Below are 18,848 nucleotides of genomic sequence, written 5' to 3'. Positions count from 1 at the left end.
ACTGGAAAGCGAGGAATGAAAGATGACAAACTCTACGTACTCACGAAGAACCATCCTGAAAATGGGAATGCTCACAGCTACTGCAGCTTATGCCTATGCGGTGGCTGGTATCTCCCTGTCCGGTAAAACCTGGGCGCTGACGGTCAATACCCTCGACAGCGACACAGCCAATGGGCTGCTTCAGGTTTGCCGAAGTATTTACCCCCATCCAAAACTGGATGATTTGTTTTATGCCGCCAGTGTGGAAAGTATCGATGCACAGGCTGCACAGAACCCGGAACTTAACGCCGCCATTACAAAGGGAATCGCCGCATTACAGGCGTCGGCTGGTGGTGCTTGGGATAAAGCCAGTTCACAAAAGCAGGTTGCATTACTGCAAGGTGTGGAATCGGACGCATTTTTCCAGGCGATCCGTGGAAATATGGTTGTTTCGTTCTATGACAACCCAGCCATCTGGTCAGAGTTTGGCTATGAAGGGCCCTCCTTTGAAAAGGGAGGCTACATCAACCGAGGTTTTGATGATATCGAATGGTTGCCGGTTTCTGATAAGGGGTAATGAGCATGGCGAAGCAATTTGATCTTTCCGACAGCAATGTGGTGGTAGTTATTGGCTCCGGTGCCGGCGGCGGCACCCTGAGCAATGAACTGGCGCAGAAAGGGGTAGATGTTGTCTGCCTTGAAGCCGGTTCCCGCCTTGATTACCAGAAGGATTTTGAGAACAACGAATGGAAGATGTTCGGTAAAGAGGCCTGGCTTGATCCCCGGACGACATCTGGCTCTTGGGAGGTGGCAAGGGATTTCCCCGGCCTGCCTGCCTGGATATGTAAAACTGTTGGTGGTTCAACCCTTCACTGGGCCGGAGCCAGCCTTCGCTTCCAGGATCATGAGTTCCGGGCGCGGTCTGAGTACGGCGAAGTAAAAGATGCCACGTTGCTTGACTGGCCAATCACCCTTGCTGACCTTGAACCTTATTACGACAAGGCAGAGGACAAGATGGGTGTCACCCGGACCCATGATATTCCGGGTCTGCCGGGTAACAACAACTTCAAAGTGTTACAAGCCGGGGCGACCAAACTGGGGTACAAGAAAGTGCATACCGGGCGGATGGCAATAAACTCACAACCCCGGGATGGACGGGCAGCCTGTCAGCAATTGGGTTTTTGCTTCCAGGGGTGCCGTATGGGTGCCAAGTGGTCAACGCTGTATACGGAGATCCCCAAAGCCGAGGCAACCGGGCACTTCGAACTTCGCCCCGGCAGCCACGTACTGAAAATCACCCACAATGCAGCCGGTAAAGTTGACGGCGTGCTTTATGTCGATGCTGACGGAAACGAAAAGCACCAGAAGGCGAGGGTAGTATGTCTGGCTGGTAACTCTATCGAAAGCCCACGCATTTTACTGAACTCTGCATCAAACATGTTCCCGGATGGACTGGCGAACAGTTCCGGCCAGGTCGGGCGCAATTATATGCGCCATGTCACCGGCTCAGTTTACGCTGAATTCGAAAATCCGGTGAACATGTACCGGGGAACCACCATGGCCGGGATAATCATGGATGAAGCCCGGCACGATCCGTCCCGTGGTTTCGTGGGAGGCTATGAGATGGAAACGCTGTCGCTTGGCCTGCCGTTTATGGCGGCATTCCTTCGCCCTGGTGCCTGGGGGCAGGACTTTGCCAAAGACATGGAAGGTTATGAGCGCATGGCGGGTATGTGGATCGTGGGTGAGGACATGCCAAGAGCATCGAACCGGATAACACTGAACAGTGATGTGAAAGACAAGTTTGGCTTACCGGTTCCTAATGTTCACTATGATGACCACCCCAATGATGTAGCAATGCGAAACCATGCTTACCAGCAAGGCAGTGCGGTTTACGATGCAGTTGGTGCAACCAAAATTCACACTGTCGTACCGTATCCGTCCACCCATAACCTTGGTACCAACAGAATGAGTGCGAAAGCGCAGGATGGTGTGGTGAACCAGTGGGGGCAATCCCATGACATCGACAACCTGTTTGTGTCAGATGGAAGTGTGTTTACCACAGGTGCCGCTGAAAACCCGACGCTGACGATAGTTGCTTTGGCTATCCGGCAGGCGGATTACATAGCCGAGTCATTAAGTAAACAGGCAATCTAGCATGCTAATCCCGGTTTCGGCCGGGTTTTTTATGTTCGCTTTCTGTACTGCTGAAAAGTGATGAACGTCACACAATTTTTGCCTTCAGAATCAAACTAGGAAATTTTCCTAGTTTTCCTAGTCCATGCTCTCAAGCCAGCTGCCCCTTCCCTTCATAGAATGCATGCCATCGCGGAGAGACAACCTCCGGCTCGTTTTCGCTGCTTGCCTGAATACTCAGGAGGGCAGTGTTTCCCGTTTCTCTGATTCTGGGGATTGCCGTTTCCGCTCCGAAATCTGAATTATCAAAAGGAAACACCATGCTGAACTTTCTGAATCAGGTCAGAAAGCCAACGCTTGACCTGCCGGTTGAAGAGCGTCGCAAGATGTGGTTCAAGCCATTTATGCAATCATACCTGGTTGTATTTATCGGCTACATGACCATGTATCTGATCCGTAAGAACTTTAACGTTGCCCAGAACGACATGATTGATACCTACGGCCTGTCCATGACAGATCTGGGTCTTATCGGTCTTGGCTTCTCTATCACTTATGGTATTGGTAAGACTGTCGTGTCTTACTTTGCTGATGGAAAGAACACCAAACAGTTCCTGCCATTTATGCTGATCCTCTCAGCGCTTTGTATGCTGGGCTTCAGTGCATCTATGGGTGCGGGCGGTGCAAGCCTGTACATGATGATTGCTTTCTACGGCCTGAGCGGTTTCTTCCAGAGTACCGGTGGCCCTTCAAGTTATTCCACCATCACCAAGTGGACCCCACGTTCACGCCGCGGTACTTACCTGGGTATGTGGAACCTGTCTCACAACGTAGGTGGTGCAGGTGCTGCGGGTGTCGCTCTGTTCGGTGCAGACTACCTCTTCGACGGCCACGTTGTGGGCATGTTCGTGTTCCCTTCAATTATCGCGCTGATTGTGGGCTTCATCGGCCTGCGTTACGGCAGTGACTCCCCTGAAGCTTATGGCCTGGGTACGGCAGAAGAGCTGTTCGGCGAAGAAGCCAGTGAAGAGGACCGCGGTGCGGAAGAAAACGAAATGACCAAACGTGAGATTTTCGTTGAATACGTACTGAAGAACAAAGTTATCTGGCTGCTGTGTTTTGCCAACATCTTCCTGTACATCGTACGTATCGGTATTGATCAGTGGTCAACCGTGTATGCCTATAAAGAGCTGAACCTGTCAAAAGATGTAGCAATCTCAGGCTTCACCCTGTTCGAAGTGGGTGCCCTGACCGGTACTCTGCTGTGGGGTTGGCTGTCTGACCTTGTGAACGGCCGCCGCTCTTTGGTTGCCTGTGTTGCCCTTATTGGTATCGTGTTTGCACTGGGTGCGTACCAACACGCAACTAACGAATATGTGTTCCTGGGTTCACTGTTCGTACTGGGCTTCCTTGTATTTGGCCCTCAACTGCTTATCGGTGTTGCAGCTACCGGCTTCGTACCTAAGAAAGCCATCAGTGTGGCAGACGGTATCAAAGGTACCTTCGCTTACCTGATTGGTGACAGTTTCGCCAAACTGGGTCTGGGTATGATTGCCGACGGTACACCTATCTTTGGCCTGACCGGCTGGGCAGGTACCTTCGCAGCACTGGATATTTCTGCTGTAGTTTGTGCCGGCCTGCTGTTCCTGGTTGCCATTGCAGAAGAGCGCAAGATCCGCCACAACAAGCGCCTGAAAGCACAAGCTGCTTAATCAGCGAAACCGAACGCAATGTGAAACGGCTCTTAGTGAGCCGTTTTTTTGTGTTTGTAATATATCCACTACTTGGTTCACAACCCTAATTTTAAGGTCACTCTTAATCAAACAGGCGTGAATCAAATGAGGAAACATTTCTCTAAACAATGTCTGAGCAAAATGGTAAATTGCACGAAAAATCAGATGATTTGATGCCGGTTGGGCGCTGTAAACCAGCGGCGGTAGCCTGCCAATTTATCGGTGTCTAAGCCTCGATAGCGGGCTTATCACCCCGTTTGCTCCCTGTTGTAAGACGTGCGTGTAGATTTGAGTGGTTTTCACATCTGAATGTCCCAGTTGTTCCTGTACTGTTCTTATATCAACTCCAGCCTCCAGTAAATGTGTTGCAAATGAATGCCTGAGTGTATGACAGGAAACGTGTTTAGTAATACAAGCTCTGGACGCGCCCCTCTGAATAGCACGCCTTAGTGTTGCAGCATCAATATGGTGCCGACGAATACAGCCATTTGCAGGATCTTTGGACAATACGTTTGATGGGAAAAGGAAATGCCACCCAAGCTCTCTAGGTGCTACCGGATACTTTCGAGATAGCGCATCGGGAAGCCAAACTCCCGCATAGTCTCCATTTGTAAGGTCTTGTTTATGATAGGACTCCACGACCGAGATTTGCTGCTGTAGAGCCGGTACGAGTTCTTTAGCGAGTGTCACCCGGCGGTGTTTTCCACCCTTGCCGTTCCATATTGTCAGAGAAAAATAGTCGAAGTCGATATCCTGAACCCGAAGCCTCAGCAATTCAGCCACCCGCAATCCACTGCCATACAGAATCTGTGTTTGTAGTTTGTATCTGGGTTCCATCGCCAGCAGTAAATCGCTTACCTCCTGACGGGTTAGTACAACCGGAAGTTTTTTATGATCTCTTGGATTTATTGAATTTAAGATCCAGACTCAAGGGAGAGCGAACTATTTAGCGATACAAGAAACTCAACGCATTCAATGCTGTTGCCTGACTTTTTACCGCAAGTGATCTTTCGTTAGCCAGATATGTTAAAAACGCCTCAACCTCTTTATCACCCATATCCGATGGGTGGCGTTTTCCGCTGTAGATGATAAAGAACTTAATCCAATAAAGGTACACGTCGACCGTCCGCTTTACATAGCGTCGGGTGTACATGAATTCCCGGATGTATTCCAGATAAGGTGAGGACATAGCGATAACCACTGTTTTTATATACAGATATTATCGTATAGTAATTTTTGGGGAGACTATCAGGCGTATGCACGAAAACGTGAAATCACTCCGAAGGTGAATGTAATTATCTTTATGATAAATAAGCATAAATACGACATTGGTGTTACAATGTCACGAAACTATACGACAAAACGAAGGTAGAAAATCGTGCGTGACGCCTTCTATTAAATTGTTATAACACAGGAGACAACTTTGGAATTTCCAGCATTCAGGGAAATCAATTTTGGTACAGCAAATGAGTTATGGGATGCGTTGAGCCCAACTAAGTCATTTTTTAGTGCACCATGCAATTTGATATACCGTGGCCAAGCTGATGCATCCTGGTCTCTAGTTCCGTCATTGTTACGCAACGAAAATGATAACCCGCTACTAAGGTTTATGGGCAATAGAAGTAAAGCTGACGAGCAGGTATTCACGGAAGTGCGGTTACTAGAAATTTTTGCAGAGTACTGTGACAACATTGGAGTACGAGTCCCTAATGATTCTATGCAATTTCGTCAGGATACACTGAGCTCGGAAGTCCAAGACAAGTATTATATAGACCCGCAATCTTGGCCAAACCCTGCATTATTAGAGTTAATGGCACTCGCTCAACATCATGGGGTTCCAACTCGTTTACTTGATTGGACTCGACAACCGTATGTGGCAGTTTACTTCGCTGTCTCATCAGCAATGGCTAGGCACAAATGTTGGAATACTGACACTAAGCTAGCAATATGGGTTTTAAATACCGAACGTTCAGGCTCGTACCCAAACTTGAAATTAGCTCAGGTTCCTGGAAGTACCTCACATCATTTGTCAGCTCAATCAGGACTTTTCACTGTCCATCCGCATACTGGTGGGCGTAAACAGGATTTCGAGATTCACGGGCTAGAAAAAGAATTCACTCAGTTACCAGATACTCCATTACTGAAACTTACAATACCGGTATCTGAGGCGAAAAACCTATACCGTTTATGTATCAAAGCAGGCTTTAACGGTGCAACAATTTACCCTAGCGCTGATGGTGCAGGTAAGGCCGTACAAGATAGTATCAATGCTATGGCAATTGAAAGTTAGTGTTATAACAAGCGAATAAACAGGGACGTTTACTCGTGGCGCATTTTTCCATAGAAAGGCTGTGATTTAGGCGTCTAAATAAGTTTGGGTTAGTAAACGCCCGTTATTCAAAAGTTAGGTGCTCTGGGCGTTCTACAACAATTTAGGTATATAAATGGAAGCATTGAGTAACAGAGAAAAGAGTCACATCAGTGGGGAATTGTATAACCCAGATTCAGAAGGTTTGCCTGAAGATAGGCTTAAAGCAGCTAAATTGTGTCATCAAATTAGCTCGTGTTTTGAAGCTGAAGAAAAGAATGCTCTTATACAAAGCCTCTTTGGTCGTTCAGACGAAACAACCCTATTAAATGGACAGTTTTTCTGTGATTACGGCTACAACATTGAAGTTGGCAAAAACTTCTATATGAATACCAATGGTGTCATTTTAGATTGCGGTAAAGTCACTATTGGTGACTATGTAATGATAGGGCCGAATGTGACTCTATGTACGGCGGGTCACCCGCTCGACGCAGAAACACGATATACCTATGAAGAATTTGCGAAACCAATAGCAATTGCTGATAAAGTCTGGATTGGAGCCAATGTGGTAGTTTTACCTGGTGTTAGCATTGGCTACGGAGCTGTTGTTGGTGCAGGAAGCGTAGTGACTAAGGATGTACCAGAGAATACGGTTGTTGTAGGTAATCCTGCGAGAGTCGTGAAAGAAGATATTAATGCAGCTCAGGCGGAAACACGCACCTAACAAAGCATTTAAGAGTGATTCCCAACGCTTGGCATTTTTCATTCCATCGTTGGGATTTGTGTTTACGGTGGTATGGTTGGGTTTCGTGGCAGCGTTGCTCACACCTTAATGCGGCGTTAGTTCCCCAGAGGATGCAATCAATCCGTAGGAAATTTTTGTTTCTGGTGGAGTACACGCATAACTCTGATGATATCGCCCTCGACCCAGTAAGAGACAATCATCGAAATCTCAGGAATAATGAGCAATCGTCCGCGGATACCATCTCGTTGTACACCCATTAAAGGTTGTTCAAGCAAGTTTTCTACTTTTGCTTCAATGAGGTTGTCAGTTTTTTCTGCCGCATCAGGGTTGAAGTCATAGAGAAACTCGAAGATCTTTTCACGATCATTAAGAGACTCTTCTTCCCATAAAATCATTGCTTACCTCGATTTCGGATTCTGGCTTTGCGCTCTTCCATTCGAGATTTAGCAGTTTGGTGCTCAACGAAAACGGATTTTACTGAGTCAAATTTCTCAAATGCTAGGTTTACTTGTTCAGTTAGCCATGCATCGTGAGATAATGTTTTTCTTTGTTGTTCAGCGAGTTGCTCAGTAAGTTCACGGCAAGCGTCACTCAGAGTGCGACCTTGGCTCTCAGCCATCTGTTGAGCTAGGCGTTTTGTTTCTTCATCAACACGAAATTGAATTCTAGTGTCCATGATGTATTCCTTTTTTGTTGTGTGTACAAATGTTAGCACTGGGCTTTGAGATGGGCAACTAACACATATGAGCCCTTCTCCGGTCAATAAGCAATAGCATTCTTTTGGCAGCGTAAGCAGCCAATGCTTTCGAACAACAAAGCTGTCTACTTCGTTTTGTCATATCCACTATTAAGTCATTGCTTACGGCAAACACATATTGAGGGTCTCTTACTGCGGTCTTACCAAGTAACAGGGCCAGACTAGGCGTCCCCCACGACATTCATCGGTTAACCCAGGCTGGCACTATTCAAAAAGAAGGCGAATGAGAGTTCTTCCAATTATCTTCAGGTTTAGATTCTACTTTGCATTTAACCAATCGAGAGTCGGTTGTAAAGTGCTGGACGATTGGAAATTTCAGGATGTTGCCGACTTCATGGTAAATGGTCTCGGCAACTACCGCAGGGCTTCTTAAGAAACTGAGAAACAGCTTATTTTCACTATCTGTTCTCTTGGCTCGAAGAATAAATAGGACAGTATTACGGCATCCCAGAAATAAGCTATAAGAACTCATGCCCTAAGAAACTGAAGATCTTGGTGGCTGAATTGATATCAAACCCAAATGCTACCCAGAAGCTAGTGCTTTAACGAGGGTAATCTCTTGATTTTTAGTTAAACAACAGAACGCTGGCCCATAGCTCCTATCGAATCTTTTCAGACCGCTTTAGACACAACTAGTGTGTCATGGAGACGAATATGATGATCCGAATCAGTTTGCAACGTTGCGTAGTTGCGGTACTCACCATCAATTTTTCTGTTTGTGCGCTGGCAAAGTCACCAGCATTGCCAAGAGTATCCGCTGATATCGATAAGACGTCAGTTTCTGGTCTTTCATCCGGTGCTTTTATGAGCTCCCAGTTGTTCATGGCTCACTCATCACATATGGTGGGTGCAGGCGTAATTGCTGGTGGGCCTTATCTGTGCTCGCTTTCGCTGCCAGTATCACCGACAACAGTCTCCACCACCACCTGCATGAACCCGCCGCTTGGAATGCCACTACCAAACACGTCCAAGCTAGTGGAAAAAACCAAAAAGCTTATAGAGCAGAACAAGATTGATCCGATAGATTCTATTCGAAGTGCAAATATCTATCTGTTCAGCGGCAGACTTGACCCAATCGTGAAGACATCCGTAGTTAATGAAACCTACAACTACTTCAAGGAAATCGGTATACCTGGCAAGCAGATCCTTTTTAACTCCTCAGTTGCCGCAGGTCACGCTGTAATCACCAATAAAAACGAAAATGCTCTTTGCGAAATCACCTTCTCACCTTATATCAACAACTGCAACATCGATCAGGCAAGTCGCTTGTTGGAACATATCTACGGTGAGTTGAAAGAGCCTTCTGACACTATTACGGGTCAGTTACTCGAGTTCGACCAAACTGAATTTTTGCCCACTACAAATAATTTCACCGCGATGGCGGATACCGGGTTTGTTTATATACCAGAGAAGTGTGAGCGGGGTGGCTGCCCAGTACATGTTGCGATTCATGGTTGCGGACAATCTGCCAAATACGTGCAGGGTGCCTTTCATAAAGGCGCGGGTTACAACGAGGTTGCAGATACCAATGGGCTGATCGTCCTTTACCCTCAGGTCAACGCATCATTGACGGAGCCACTGAATCCGATGGGTTGCTGGGATTTTTGGGGTTACTCAATCCCTGGCTATAGCGATTTCAACCCATCGACATGGACCACAGATTTCGCCACCAAAGACGCGCCTCAAATCAAGGCAATCTTTAGCATGGTTGAGCGCTTGAGCAATCCATTGCAACACTGAGGGGAGCAATAAGGACTGGCTCTAAGAAACTGCCATAGCGTTAAGGACACATATCCTAAAAAACTATGGTACCAGAGTATGCTTTCAACGCGAGCCAAGGTGTTAAATCCATCTTGGAAGCAAGACTCAAAATCGGATTTCCGTAGGCCTGATTTGATGGTTGAGTTGATGTTTTCAGTAGCCTAGAATAGCCGCTCAAAATCAGATACTAGGTTATAAGTATGAGCGACAACATCTCAAAACCAGAACTGCCAGATCACCTGGCTGGTAACCCACGTAGCCCACATTACGTGGCGGAGTGTTTTGAACACCCAATTGGTATTCGCCTGAATGGCAAAGAGCGTACAGACGTTGAAGAATACTGTATCAGTGAAGGTTGGGTGAAGATCGCATCACCAAAAGCAAAAGATCGCTGGGGTAACCCAATGCTGATCAAGCTTAAAGGCGAAGTTGAAGCATTTTATAAGTAATATTACTTTAGAATATTACGTAGTTGTAGAGCTGGTAATACCAGCTCTATACATTATGTAACCAAATTACCTTCTACTTATTGATCCCTATTCCCTCAGTGATATTTCTCCTAACCAGTGAATTACCGTATTTTCAAGTGGATTCTGGTGAGTGTTCGTTAAGCTGTTATTTATATTTCATCCGTCTGCATATCCTGACCGATTCTAATAACTAAATCTTGGCAGATCCTCAGAGAATGAAACTTCTAAATATTCTCATATGTGTACTTTCAGTGACATAAATTCAATTTAATAACTTCACAATACCAACAACCAATCGCTGCTATCTACAAATGCCTCATTAATTTAACGATTTGCACGTTTAGATAAATTCTTTGGCACATCATTTGGGCATTTCCTAGGCAGTCATATTAATTATGCCAGTGAATGAATTTATATTATCTATTTGCTCAATGAATCCCATTCTGTTACGCTGTCACGGAAGTATACGCAGACTAACTATATAGCATTTGCTAAACACTATTCTGTTGTCACATTTGTACAAAGCCATCAAAGGTCAGTGGTGAATGACGGTGATGCATTCTTAATAGTGGCGTGCGATTTTATGTCCGTATATTTCTTTGGCTAGGCTGTAGCGTTGCGCATGGCTTAACTTTGTATTAATTAAATTAGAATAAAAAAGAGTAAATATAATGAAATGGTATTTGCAGGTATTGAAAAATTATGCAGTTCTTAAGGGCCGAGCAAGACGAAAAGAGTATTTTATGTTCTTGTTAATAAATATATTAGCTATCATTGTGCTCTCTGTTCTTGATGCCGTCCTGGGAACTTACCTTCTCGCTATAATTTATTGCCTGGCAACTTTGATCCCTAGCTTTGCAGTGACAGTTCGCCGATTGCATGATACTGGTCGTTCAGGTTGGTGGATATTGATCTGTGTTATCCCTTTTATTGGCTCAATCGTTTATTTTATTTTTACAGTACTTGATAGCCAAAAAGGTAGTAACAAGTTTGGCCCTAACCCTAAAGAGCTCGCTTGATTTATACAGTTTTTGTTCTTTAGTGTTGAAATATTGGCTGCTTTTAGTAGCCAATATTTTTCAACGACAAAGTAATTACTACGATTAACTATTTCCTTGAAAATCTTCCTTTCGAAATAATCATTGAAATTGCAAATTCACTTAGATAAGTTTGTGTAGGTGCAGCGTAAGAGGCATTTGGCGAATTGGGGAAACTCAATCAAGGAGGACGAATGTACAAGGGCAGTTGTTTATGCGGTTCAATCCAGTTCACTATAAAGGGGGGCGTGACGGATATTATTCATTGCCACTGCTCTTTGTGCCGTAAGGCAAGTGGGAGTACCTATGCGACAAATGGGTTCATTAAAGCTGAAGATTTCAGTTTAACAGACAGTGACAATACCCTTACTTTTTACGAGGGTAGCGAAGGAAAAAGAAAGTATTTTTGTAAAAAGTGCGGTGCTCCCATATACAGTGCCAACGCCCAATCTCCGGAAAGGTACCGGCTTCGCCTCGGTGCATTAGACAGCGATATTTCTGAGCGACCTATTTCACACAATTTCGTGACGTCAAAAGCTAACTGGGAAGACCTGGATGCTGAATTGCCCCGTTACGAAAAATATGAACCGGGCCGGGTTTAGATTTTATCGAAAAATACCGAATACAACTTCGAAACGAGTTTCACTAATGTGTCTGAGTTTGACGTTCCTGAATCAGGCACAAAAAGGCGCACATGACATACTGCTTCCTCCTGACCCGTCTATTCATACCGCAATGATGTTACGTCTGTTGAATCGCCAGAGAATGCATTGATACCGATTTCTTCCAACATTGAGCGTATTGTTTTAAGTGATGGCCTGCTCAACTGCTAGAGTGATCTGGGTATAAACGCATTGGTTATTAAGGAGAGTCCATGATTGGCGAACAGTATATACCACCAAAAGTCTGGGAAAATGAACCGAGTAGCGGTAACCAGTGGGCGAACATCAACAGCCCGGTGTCAGGTGCAAGATATGACCGCGAATTGCCGGTCGGGCAACATGCATTGCAACTTTACTCGCTTGCCACACCGAACGGGCAAAAAGTGACGATCTTGCTTGAGGAGTTGTTGGCACTGGGGATTAAAGAGGCTGAATATGACGCCTTCCTGATTAACATTGGTGAGTCGGATCAGTTTTCGTCCGGATTTGTGGGTGTGAACCCGAATTCTAAAATCCCGGCACTGGTGGATAAATCAGGTGATGAACCTGTGAACGTATTTGAGTCAGCGTCTATCCTCGTTCATCTGGCAGAGAAGTTTGGGCAGTTTCTCCCTAAAAGCGGGCCTGAGCGTACGCAAACGTTGAACTGGCTATTCTGGGCCCAGGGATCTGCACCATTTTTAGGCGGCGGTTTCGGTCACTTCTATGCCTATGCTGATGAAAAGCAGGAATACCCGATTAACCGGTTTACGATGGAAGCAAAGCGTCAGCTTGATGTCCTGGATAAACAACTGGCAAAAAATACCTATGTTGCCGGTGAAGAATACACCATCGCGGACATGGCAATTTGGCCTTGGTATGGGAACCTTGTTCTTGGGGCGATATACGACGCAGCCGAGTTTCTGCAAGTCCATACCTACACCAACGTTGTCCGGTGGGCAAAGCAAATACAAGCGCGTGAAGCCGTTCAGCGCGGACGCATTGTAAACCGTTCATTCGGTGAAGAGTGGGAGCAACTGCCTGAGCGCCATTCCCCGGAAGATATCGATAAGGTATTAAAACAGCGCCCTTAATACGCAAGCAAGCGTGCTTTTCAGCGGCAAAATAGCAACCTTCGAGTAAACCCCGGGGGTTGCTGTTGCGCTTTTAACGCAAGAAACGGACTTTAGTGCAGCGAAAAATGATTCCCAAGGACTTTATCGTTTTCGAAACACAATATTGGCGGGTGAACCACCGCTTGGATTCTCTTTATCCCGGTTATTTGATGGTAGCTTCTAAACAGAAAGCAACATCGCTAAGTGAGTTGGGATCAGATAGTTTGGGTGAGCTCGGACTGGTATTGTCTGATGTTGAGCGATTGTTGTTCCAAGCGTTCTCTCCATACAAAGTCATATTTTCCAAGCTCGGTTTCTCCGAAGGGTTTAACTGTCACTTTCATGCAGTACCGGTAGGCACAGACATGTTGGATGAAGTGAAAAAACAGAGTAACTTAGCTGACAATCCAAACGGGTTGGATGTCTTCTACCATATCAATAAACACTATTGCGATACTCGGAGCGGAGACCAACTTGACCGTTCTATCCATGAAGCCATCGCTAATTTGAAGCATATTCAAACCGCTTGTCGAGTACGCAGATAAAGTCTGCTGTAAAGCTAGGCATCCCTGATAATAACCTTAAAGTCTTTAGGTTGAATTTCCATTTCAGTCAGTCACTATTTACTTTGTACCCACCAACAATAAAGAACAATTGATCATGTCTTTGGAATGCCGGGTTGTTCCCTCAATTGAAGAATTTGGTGAAGCAGCCTGGAATACGTTGTTGCCAGACGATTTTCCTTTTTTGCGTTTTGAGTTTTTTGAAGCCCTTGAGCAAAGCAATGTGTTGGGAGCAAAACGCGGGTGGTTGCCTCAATATATCGGCGTGTACCGCAATGATGTGCTGGTAGGCGCAGCACCTTGCTTTCTAAAAGGGCATTCCTACGGGGAGTACGTGTTCGACTGGGCCTGGGCTGAAGCCTATGAAGATGCAGGGCTCGAGTACTACCCGAAAATTGTCTGCGCCATACCATTTACTCCTGCAACCGGCCCGCGATTTTTGGTTGTCGAAAATGATGACAAGGAAGAAATAGAACGTTATCTGTTAGGTGGCCTGCTTTCGCTCACCGAACAACTGGAATGTTCTGGTGCCCATATCCTTTTTCACCCCAAGTCCAATTCTGCAAGTTGTGCGAAAGCCGGGTTCCTTGAACGTTGCGATGTGCAGTTTCACTGGTATAACCGGGGTTATGAGCATTTCGATGACTTTCTTGCTGCATTAACTTCCCGCAAACGCAAAAACATTCGTAAGGAACGAAACAGCGTTATCGCTCAGGGGATAACCGTGGAAGTTGTCGAGGGACAGGATATTACCGACCAGCACCTGTCTCGTTTTTTCCAGTTTTACCGGCGAACTTACCTTAAACGCTCTGGGCATTCCGGCTATCTGAATCAGGCGTTTTTTAACCAGCTTGGCAGGTTGATGAACGAGACTCTGGTATTGGTTTTTGCCAGAGCGGGAGAGGAGTACGTCGCCGGATCGTTATATCTACGGTCATCAGAAACACTGTACGGACGTTATTGGGGATGCTTGTCGGAGTTTGAAAACCTTCACTTTGAGCTCTGCTATTACCAGGGGATCGAGTATTGCATCCGGCATGGGTTGAGTAAATTTGATGCCGGGGCCCAAGGAGAGCACAAGCTGCTGCGGGGCTTTGAACCGGTTCTTACCTATTCCGCGCACTTTCTTCGCCACAATGGTTTTCAGGATGCCATTGCCGACTACCTGCGACGGGAAAGCAAGCTCGTTTCCCAATACGTTGAAGATGCCATGGCGCATTTGCCTTTCAAGCAGACTTGAATGTTTATGCCAAACAGAAATGAATTCTCCTCTTGCCAGAAAGTGAGAATGCATTCCCAATAATGCGATCAATAAAGTTCGTGTTTGATGTGCAGTTGAAAACCTCTTTGCAGTCCTCATCTTAGGGTTGTTAACTACGGGGAGAAAAGCATGAGTCCGACCATTGTTACCATTATTTGTGCGTTATTGAGCGTGTTTTATGCGTTTGCCAGCTCTATTAAAATTCTGGGTTGGCAGAAGATGATATTTGAAACGCAACTGGCGTTCTTTATCAAATATGGGTTAAACCGGGCAGTGATGGCGTTGGTTGGGTTTGTTGAACTTTTTGGTGCCATCGCGATTTGGCTGCCAGGGTATATCGGGTTGGCAGGTGCTTTGGCTCTGGTGGGAACATCTGCCGGTGCTATCTTTTTCCACTTGCGTTTTGACACCTGGAAAGACGGTATTCCGGCGATGGTAACGCTGATATTGTCAGGGCTGGTGGTTTTTGCCCGACTTGGGGTATTAACAGGTTGAAGAGTTCCCTAGTGTTTTGATTGTGCAGCCATGCAAATAACAACGTGGTGGTCTATTGTTTTTGCGTACTGGATATCAGAGGAAACTGAAATGAGTACGCCTTTAACTATCGTCGCAAAAATTGAAGCCAATGCTGAAAGCATTGAACTGGTAAAGTCTGCATTAATTAACCTCATTGAACCGACGCGAAACGAGCCGGGTTGTATTCAATACGACCTGCACCAGGACAATGACAATCCGGCGGTATTCCTCTTTTTTGAAAATTGGGAAAACCGCGAGATTTGGCAACAGCATATGCATTCGCCTCATATTGCGGACTACTTGAAAGCCGTCGAGGGGGCTATTGCTTCTTTTACGGTCAGCGAAATGACCAAATGTTGAAAATACCAGAGAAGGAAACCCGGTTTATTTTTATGAATAAGCCGGGTTTTTTAATGGTCAGTTGCCAAGTGATTCTTTTGATGATGCCCAGACGTACATAAGCTCAAGGGCTATTGTCGCACCTGCTAGCGCGGTGATATCACTGTGATCATAGGCGGGTGACACTTCTACCACATCCATTCCAACAATGTTCAGGCCAGCGAGCTTTCGGATAATTTTCAGTACTTTGTCAGAGGTAAGTCCACCACAAACCGGGGTTCCGGTTCCGGGAGCGTAAGCCGGGTCGAGGCAGTCAATGTCAAAGGTCAGGTAAACCGGCTTGTCTCCAACGGTTGACCGGATAGCTTCTACAATGTCATCCACAGTCATGTCGTTTGCCTGCATCGCATCGAGGACTCGGTAGCCGTGGTTTTCCCGGGTGTAGTCGGTGCGAATTCCAACCTGTATGGAATGTTGCCTGGATATCAGCCCTTCATTCGGGGCGTGATAGAACATGGTGCCGTGGTCATAGGCGCTGCCGTCAGCATAAGTGTCAGTGTGGGCATCGAAGTGCACCAGTGCCATTTCGCCGTGAACGCTGGCGTGGGCGCGGAGCAACGGGAGCGTGATGTAATGGTCTCCCCCCAATGAGAGAAGCGTTTTACCGCTTCGGATAATAGCCGTTGCAGCGGCTTCAAGACGCCGCGTGAGGTCATTGCTGTCCCCGCTGTCAAAAACCAGGTCTCCCGCATCGACGACATTGATTCGGTCAAGCAGGTTAAAACCCCAGGGAAATTTATTGCCCTCCCAGGCCAGATTTACCGAGGCTTTGCGAATAGCATCCGGACCAAGCCGAGCACCGGGCCTTCCGGAGGTTGCCATATCAAAAGGGACGCCCATTACCACCAGATCAGCGTTGGATCCCAGAGGGTTTCGAAGGTAAGGCTGACGGAGAAACGTCATTGCATTGGCAAAGAGTGACGTATCTTCTTTCGTGAACAAATCATCCATTTCTTATTCCTCACCAGATTGGAGCCGGTGTCATTCCGATTTCTTTTATTGTTAGCTGTTCGATATATCAATCATAACGGCACTGCTTTGATCCTATGATTTGATTCAAATAATTCTGTGATCGGGAAATCACAATGCAAATTCAATGTGCTTCTGACTATGGCTAAAAGTATGGGGATAGGCATTTTTTGAAGAGGTGACTAAGTAGGGGGATACTAAATGGGAAGAGCAGGTCCGGATTATGACAACCAGCTTTGCATTTTATAACGGTTCAATATTTCACACACTTCTTCCGGGGGGACTGTGTACTGTCCGGCAATGGCAGTCTCGACATCCATTATGTCACAGCAGTGCTTCAGTTTGTTCCTTAAAACCACTCCGCTATCTCATTTTGCCGGGAGCATCAGGGTGTACACTCGTTAGCCGCCCAGGATACTCCATATGTTCTTTGAAGGAGCAAAAACGTGTATCAACTTTACTATTATCCCAATACTGCCAGCCTGGCTCCGCATTTTCTCCTTTACCAAATGGGGTTGGATTATGACCTGTTGTTGGTAGATAAACGTGCGCAGGCGCATAAGTCGGAAGATTACCTGAAGTTAAACCCGGCAGGACGAATACCTACCTTGATTGATGATGGGCAGGCAATTTTTGAAAGCCCGGCTATCTGCATTCACCTGTGTGAACAGCACCCTGAACACGCGCTGATTCCAGCGTTGGGGACGAGAGAAAGGCCGCAGTTTTTCCAGTGGTTGGCATATCTCAACAATACTCTGCAAACGGAAATACTGGTTCGCTATTACCCTCAGCGCCATACCACACAAGAAGGTGCAATTCCCTCGGTTATTGAGGCACAAAACCGGTTGATTGCAGATATTCTGGATGTCATTGATCGCCAGCTTGAAGGTCATGAATACCTGCTAGGTGATAGTCTGACCGCCTGTGATTTCTTCCTGTTTATGCTGGTCGGCTGGGTGCCTGACATACAAAGTGTGGATGGCCGGTATGGGAACCTGGCTGCGCATACACGCCGTATGATGCAGCAAAGGGCGGTACGCGCAGTCTTCGAAATTGAAGGGTTGGATATAACCAAATTTGCTGCATGGTTGTTGAAGTGATAAGTGCAGGTCCCTATTAACCGCCCACGACGATGAGGGCGGTTAACAGTTTAGGTTTTTATGCAGGTGTTCTCATCGTGCCGGTCCAACTGGGAGCTTAAAAAGGGCAGAAGCAAGAGACCAATAATGGCTGCTGACACCGTAATCACGACAAAGAACCCGGTCCATTCAAAGTTTACGATAACCTGAGAAAGCGGGTAGCCGGCGAGGGATGCGCCAAGGTATGCAAAGATACCAACGAAGCCGGTAGCGGCCCCGGCTGAATCTTTATGGGAGCATTCTGCCGCCGCCATACCAATCAGCATTTGTGGGCCAAATACAAAAAAGCCAATGCAAAAGAACGCTGCGCACTGAAGTGTGTACTGGACAAACGGCATGAGCCATAGGGCTGCCACTGACAAAAATATACCGATGGCAAAAATTATGTTCATTGGGCCCCGGTTTCCGCCAAACAGTTTGTCCGAACCCCATCCGGCTACCAGGGAGCCGATGAAGCCGCCTGCTTCAAACATGGAGAGAGCCGTATTTACCTTTATCAGGTCGTAGCCAAATTTTTCCTGCAGGTAAAGGTTACCCCAGTCATTAATGGCAGTGCGAACTACGTAAACCAGCAGGTAACTGACAGCCAGCAGCCAGATGTATTTGTTGGTCAGCACGTATTTCACCAGGATGTCCCGCTGGCTCAGCCCCTGTCCGTCGCTTTCCTGTTCCAGTTCCAGTTCGTCTTTTCTCCACTGGCCGACAGTCGGGAGCCCCATGGTGACCGGACGGTCGCGCAGACGCCAACATAGGAATAATCCGGCGACAACCGCCAGCACACCGGGGATGATCATCCCCTGTCGCCAGCCGTGGTGGAAAGTGAGGTAACCAACCAGTATGGGAATCAATGCACCGCCTGTATTGTGTGCCGTATTCCACACTGACCACCAGAACCCCCTTTCAGAACGTGAATACCAGGAGGTGAGCAATTTGGAGCATGCCGGCCAGCCCCAACCCTGAAAGATGGCATTGGCGACCCAGAGCGCAGCAAAGGCAGGGATGGAGCTGCTGAAACCGAACAGAATATTGATAATCCCGGTGGCGATCAGCCCAAGCCCCATAAAGTAACGGGGATTGCTGTTGTCAGACACCATGCCAGAGATAAATTTGGATAACCCGTAAGTGATGTAAAACAGCGTCCCCAACAGGCCTATATCGCCTTTGCTGATCCCCAGATCGGCAATCATTGCCGGCATAGCGTAGTTAAAATTCTTACGTGTGAAATAGAAAAATGCATAGCCTACATACATGGTAAGCATGATGTGGACACGCCAATAATGGTATTTGCGGTTAATGTCTTTTGTGGCAGTCATATCAGACAC

19 protein-coding genes and 1 pseudogene are annotated in these 18,848 nt (G+C 46.6%); 15 read left to right on the top strand and 5 right to left on the bottom strand.

What is annotated here, in order from left to right:
• The first annotated feature begins 22 nt into the window (after nt 1-22).
• The 3 genes from NF212_RS18445 to uhpT all read left to right on the top strand — a co-directional run bounded on the left by NF212_RS18445 (nt 23) and on the right by uhpT (nt 3,824).
• Complete coding sequence (locus NF212_RS18445; protein ID WP_434362179.1) at nt 23-556, top strand: hypothetical protein; 534 nt, start codon at nt 23-25, stop codon at nt 554-556.
• Nucleotides 557-561: 5 nt separating this feature from the next.
• Nucleotides 562-2,136, top strand: coding sequence for a GMC family oxidoreductase (locus tag NF212_RS18440; protein ID WP_434362178.1), 1,575 nt, complete (start codon nt 562-564; stop codon nt 2,134-2,136).
• 299 nt (nt 2,137-2,435) lie between these two features.
• Nucleotides 2,436-3,824: a hexose-6-phosphate:phosphate antiporter gene (uhpT, locus tag NF212_RS18435; RefSeq protein WP_434362177.1), complete on the top strand. Its 1,389-nt coding sequence runs from the start codon at nt 2,436-2,438 to the stop codon at nt 3,822-3,824.
• A gap of 237 nt (nt 3,825-4,061) precedes the next feature.
• Here the strand turns inward: uhpT and NF212_RS18430 are convergent.
• A pseudogene (locus NF212_RS18430) lies at nt 4,062-5,034 on the bottom strand (integron integrase).
• A gap of 234 nt (nt 5,035-5,268) precedes the next feature.
• Here NF212_RS18430 and NF212_RS18425 point away from each other — a divergent pair.
• Nucleotides 5,269-6,135 (top strand): FRG domain-containing protein, encoded by an 867-nt coding sequence (locus NF212_RS18425; RefSeq protein WP_434362176.1) that lies wholly within the window; start codon nt 5,269-5,271, stop codon nt 6,133-6,135.
• A 154-nt stretch (nt 6,136-6,289) separates the two neighbouring features.
• Nucleotides 6,290-6,877 (top strand): sugar O-acetyltransferase, encoded by a 588-nt coding sequence (locus NF212_RS18420; protein ID WP_434362174.1) that lies wholly within the window; start codon nt 6,290-6,292, stop codon nt 6,875-6,877.
• 137 nt (nt 6,878-7,014) lie between these two features.
• Here the strand turns inward: NF212_RS18420 and NF212_RS18415 are convergent, their stop codons facing one another.
• Both NF212_RS18415 and NF212_RS18410 read right to left on the bottom strand, forming a co-directional pair.
• Nucleotides 7,015-7,293, bottom strand: a complete 279-nt coding sequence (locus NF212_RS18415) for a type II toxin-antitoxin system RelE/ParE family toxin (protein ID WP_005398411.1) — start codon at nt 7,291-7,293, stop codon at nt 7,015-7,017.
• A complete protein-coding gene (locus tag NF212_RS18410; protein ID WP_434362173.1) occupies nt 7,290-7,574 on the bottom strand; it encodes a damage-inducible protein J in 285 nt (94 codons plus the stop codon). The genes NF212_RS18415 and NF212_RS18410 overlap by 4 nt, the downstream gene beginning before the upstream one ends.
• Nucleotides 7,575-8,309: 735 nt before the next feature.
• Between NF212_RS18410 and NF212_RS18405 the strand changes: the two genes are divergently transcribed.
• The 9 genes from NF212_RS18405 to NF212_RS18365 all read left to right on the top strand — a co-directional run bounded on the left by NF212_RS18405 (nt 8,310) and on the right by NF212_RS18365 (nt 15,379).
• Entirely contained in the window at nt 8,310-9,395 is a 1,086-nt protein-coding gene (locus NF212_RS18405) for an extracellular catalytic domain type 2 short-chain-length polyhydroxyalkanoate depolymerase (protein ID WP_434362171.1), read from the top strand.
• Between the two features lie 221 nt (nt 9,396-9,616).
• Nucleotides 9,617-9,865 (top strand): DUF3297 family protein, encoded by a 249-nt coding sequence (locus NF212_RS18400; RefSeq protein WP_054675013.1) that lies wholly within the window; start codon nt 9,617-9,619, stop codon nt 9,863-9,865.
• A gap of 692 nt (nt 9,866-10,557) precedes the next feature.
• Nucleotides 10,558-10,905 (top strand): DUF805 domain-containing protein, encoded by a 348-nt coding sequence (locus NF212_RS18395; RefSeq protein WP_434362169.1) that lies wholly within the window; start codon nt 10,558-10,560, stop codon nt 10,903-10,905.
• Between the two features lie 212 nt (nt 10,906-11,117).
• Nucleotides 11,118-11,525, top strand: coding sequence for a GFA family protein (locus tag NF212_RS18390; RefSeq protein ID WP_434362168.1), 408 nt, complete (start codon nt 11,118-11,120; stop codon nt 11,523-11,525).
• A 275-nt stretch (nt 11,526-11,800) separates the two neighbouring features.
• The gene (gene yghU / locus NF212_RS18385) at nt 11,801-12,658 is read left to right on the top strand and encodes a glutathione-dependent disulfide-bond oxidoreductase (RefSeq protein WP_434363020.1); all 858 of its coding nucleotides are present in this window, start codon (nt 11,801-11,803) and stop codon (nt 12,656-12,658) included.
• A gap of 191 nt (nt 12,659-12,849) precedes the next feature.
• Nucleotides 12,850-13,224, top strand: a complete 375-nt coding sequence (locus NF212_RS18380; RefSeq protein ID WP_434362166.1) for a hypothetical protein — start codon at nt 12,850-12,852, stop codon at nt 13,222-13,224.
• A gap of 115 nt (nt 13,225-13,339) precedes the next feature.
• Complete coding sequence (locus NF212_RS18375; RefSeq protein WP_434362164.1) at nt 13,340-14,482, top strand: GNAT family N-acetyltransferase; 1,143 nt, start codon at nt 13,340-13,342, stop codon at nt 14,480-14,482.
• A 150-nt stretch (nt 14,483-14,632) separates the two neighbouring features.
• A complete protein-coding gene (locus tag NF212_RS18370; protein WP_434362163.1) occupies nt 14,633-14,998 on the top strand; it encodes a DoxX family protein in 366 nt (121 codons plus the stop codon).
• A 90-nt stretch (nt 14,999-15,088) separates the two neighbouring features.
• Entirely contained in the window at nt 15,089-15,379 is a 291-nt protein-coding gene (locus NF212_RS18365) for a putative quinol monooxygenase (protein WP_434362161.1), read from the top strand.
• 57 nt (nt 15,380-15,436) lie between these two features.
• Here the strand turns inward: NF212_RS18365 and speB are convergent, their stop codons facing one another.
• Entirely contained in the window at nt 15,437-16,369 is a 933-nt protein-coding gene (gene speB, locus NF212_RS18360) for an agmatinase (protein ID WP_434362159.1), read from the bottom strand.
• 464 nt (nt 16,370-16,833) lie between these two features.
• Between speB and NF212_RS18355 the strand changes: the two genes are divergently transcribed.
• Nucleotides 16,834-17,487 carry a glutathione S-transferase family protein gene (locus NF212_RS18355; RefSeq protein WP_434362157.1) on the top strand — a complete coding sequence of 218 codons (654 nt, stop codon included), beginning with the start codon at nt 16,834-16,836 and terminating at the stop codon, nt 17,485-17,487.
• 50 nt (nt 17,488-17,537) lie between these two features.
• Here the strand turns inward: NF212_RS18355 and NF212_RS18350 are convergent, their stop codons facing one another.
• Complete coding sequence (locus tag NF212_RS18350; protein WP_434362155.1) at nt 17,538-18,839, bottom strand: MFS transporter; 1,302 nt, start codon at nt 18,837-18,839, stop codon at nt 17,538-17,540.
• Between the last annotated feature and the right edge of the window lie 9 nt (nt 18,840-18,848).

The sequence above is a fragment of the Parasalinivibrio latis genome (assembly GCF_036825535.1).
In the GTDB taxonomy this organism is placed as follows: domain Bacteria; phylum Pseudomonadota; class Gammaproteobacteria; order Enterobacterales; family Vibrionaceae; genus Parasalinivibrio; species Parasalinivibrio latis.
Note: the sequence above shows the minus strand (reverse complement) of the source record. Positions and strands in the feature narration are given on the sequence as shown.

Bases quoted from the DNA above. Each gene is read 5' to 3' on its own strand.
- NF212_RS18410 (WP_434362173.1), bottom strand. From the start codon at position 7,574: ATGGACACTAGAATTCAATTTCGTGTTGATGAAGAAACAAAACGCCTA.
- NF212_RS18370 (WP_434362163.1), top strand. From the start codon at position 14,633: ATGAGTCCGACCATTGTTACCATTATTTGTGCGTTATTGAGCGTGTTT.
- NF212_RS18400 (WP_054675013.1), top strand. From the start codon at position 9,617: ATGAGCGACAACATCTCAAAACCAGAACTGCCAGATCACCTGGCTGGT.
- uhpT (WP_434362177.1), top strand. From the start codon at position 2,436: ATGCTGAACTTTCTGAATCAGGTCAGAAAGCCAACGCTTGACCTGCCG.
- speB (WP_434362159.1), bottom strand. From the start codon at position 16,369: ATGGATGATTTGTTCACGAAAGAAGATACGTCACTCTTTGCCAATGCA.
- NF212_RS18350 (WP_434362155.1), bottom strand. From the start codon at position 18,839: ATGACTGCCACAAAAGACATTAACCGCAAATACCATTATTGGCGTGTC.
- NF212_RS18380 (WP_434362166.1), top strand. From the start codon at position 12,850: ATGGTAGCTTCTAAACAGAAAGCAACATCGCTAAGTGAGTTGGGATCA.
- NF212_RS18415 (WP_005398411.1), bottom strand. From the start codon at position 7,293: ATGATTTTATGGGAAGAAGAGTCTCTTAATGATCGTGAAAAGATCTTC.
- NF212_RS18405 (WP_434362171.1), top strand. From the start codon at position 8,310: ATGATGATCCGAATCAGTTTGCAACGTTGCGTAGTTGCGGTACTCACC.
- NF212_RS18365 (WP_434362161.1), top strand. From the start codon at position 15,089: ATGAGTACGCCTTTAACTATCGTCGCAAAAATTGAAGCCAATGCTGAA.
- NF212_RS18375 (WP_434362164.1), top strand. From the start codon at position 13,340: ATGTCTTTGGAATGCCGGGTTGTTCCCTCAATTGAAGAATTTGGTGAA.
- NF212_RS18390 (WP_434362168.1), top strand. From the start codon at position 11,118: ATGTACAAGGGCAGTTGTTTATGCGGTTCAATCCAGTTCACTATAAAG.
- NF212_RS18440 (WP_434362178.1), top strand. From the start codon at position 562: ATGGCGAAGCAATTTGATCTTTCCGACAGCAATGTGGTGGTAGTTATT.
- NF212_RS18395 (WP_434362169.1), top strand. From the start codon at position 10,558: ATGAAATGGTATTTGCAGGTATTGAAAAATTATGCAGTTCTTAAGGGC.
- NF212_RS18420 (WP_434362174.1), top strand. From the start codon at position 6,290: ATGGAAGCATTGAGTAACAGAGAAAAGAGTCACATCAGTGGGGAATTG.
- NF212_RS18445 (WP_434362179.1), top strand. From the start codon at position 23: ATGACAAACTCTACGTACTCACGAAGAACCATCCTGAAAATGGGAATG.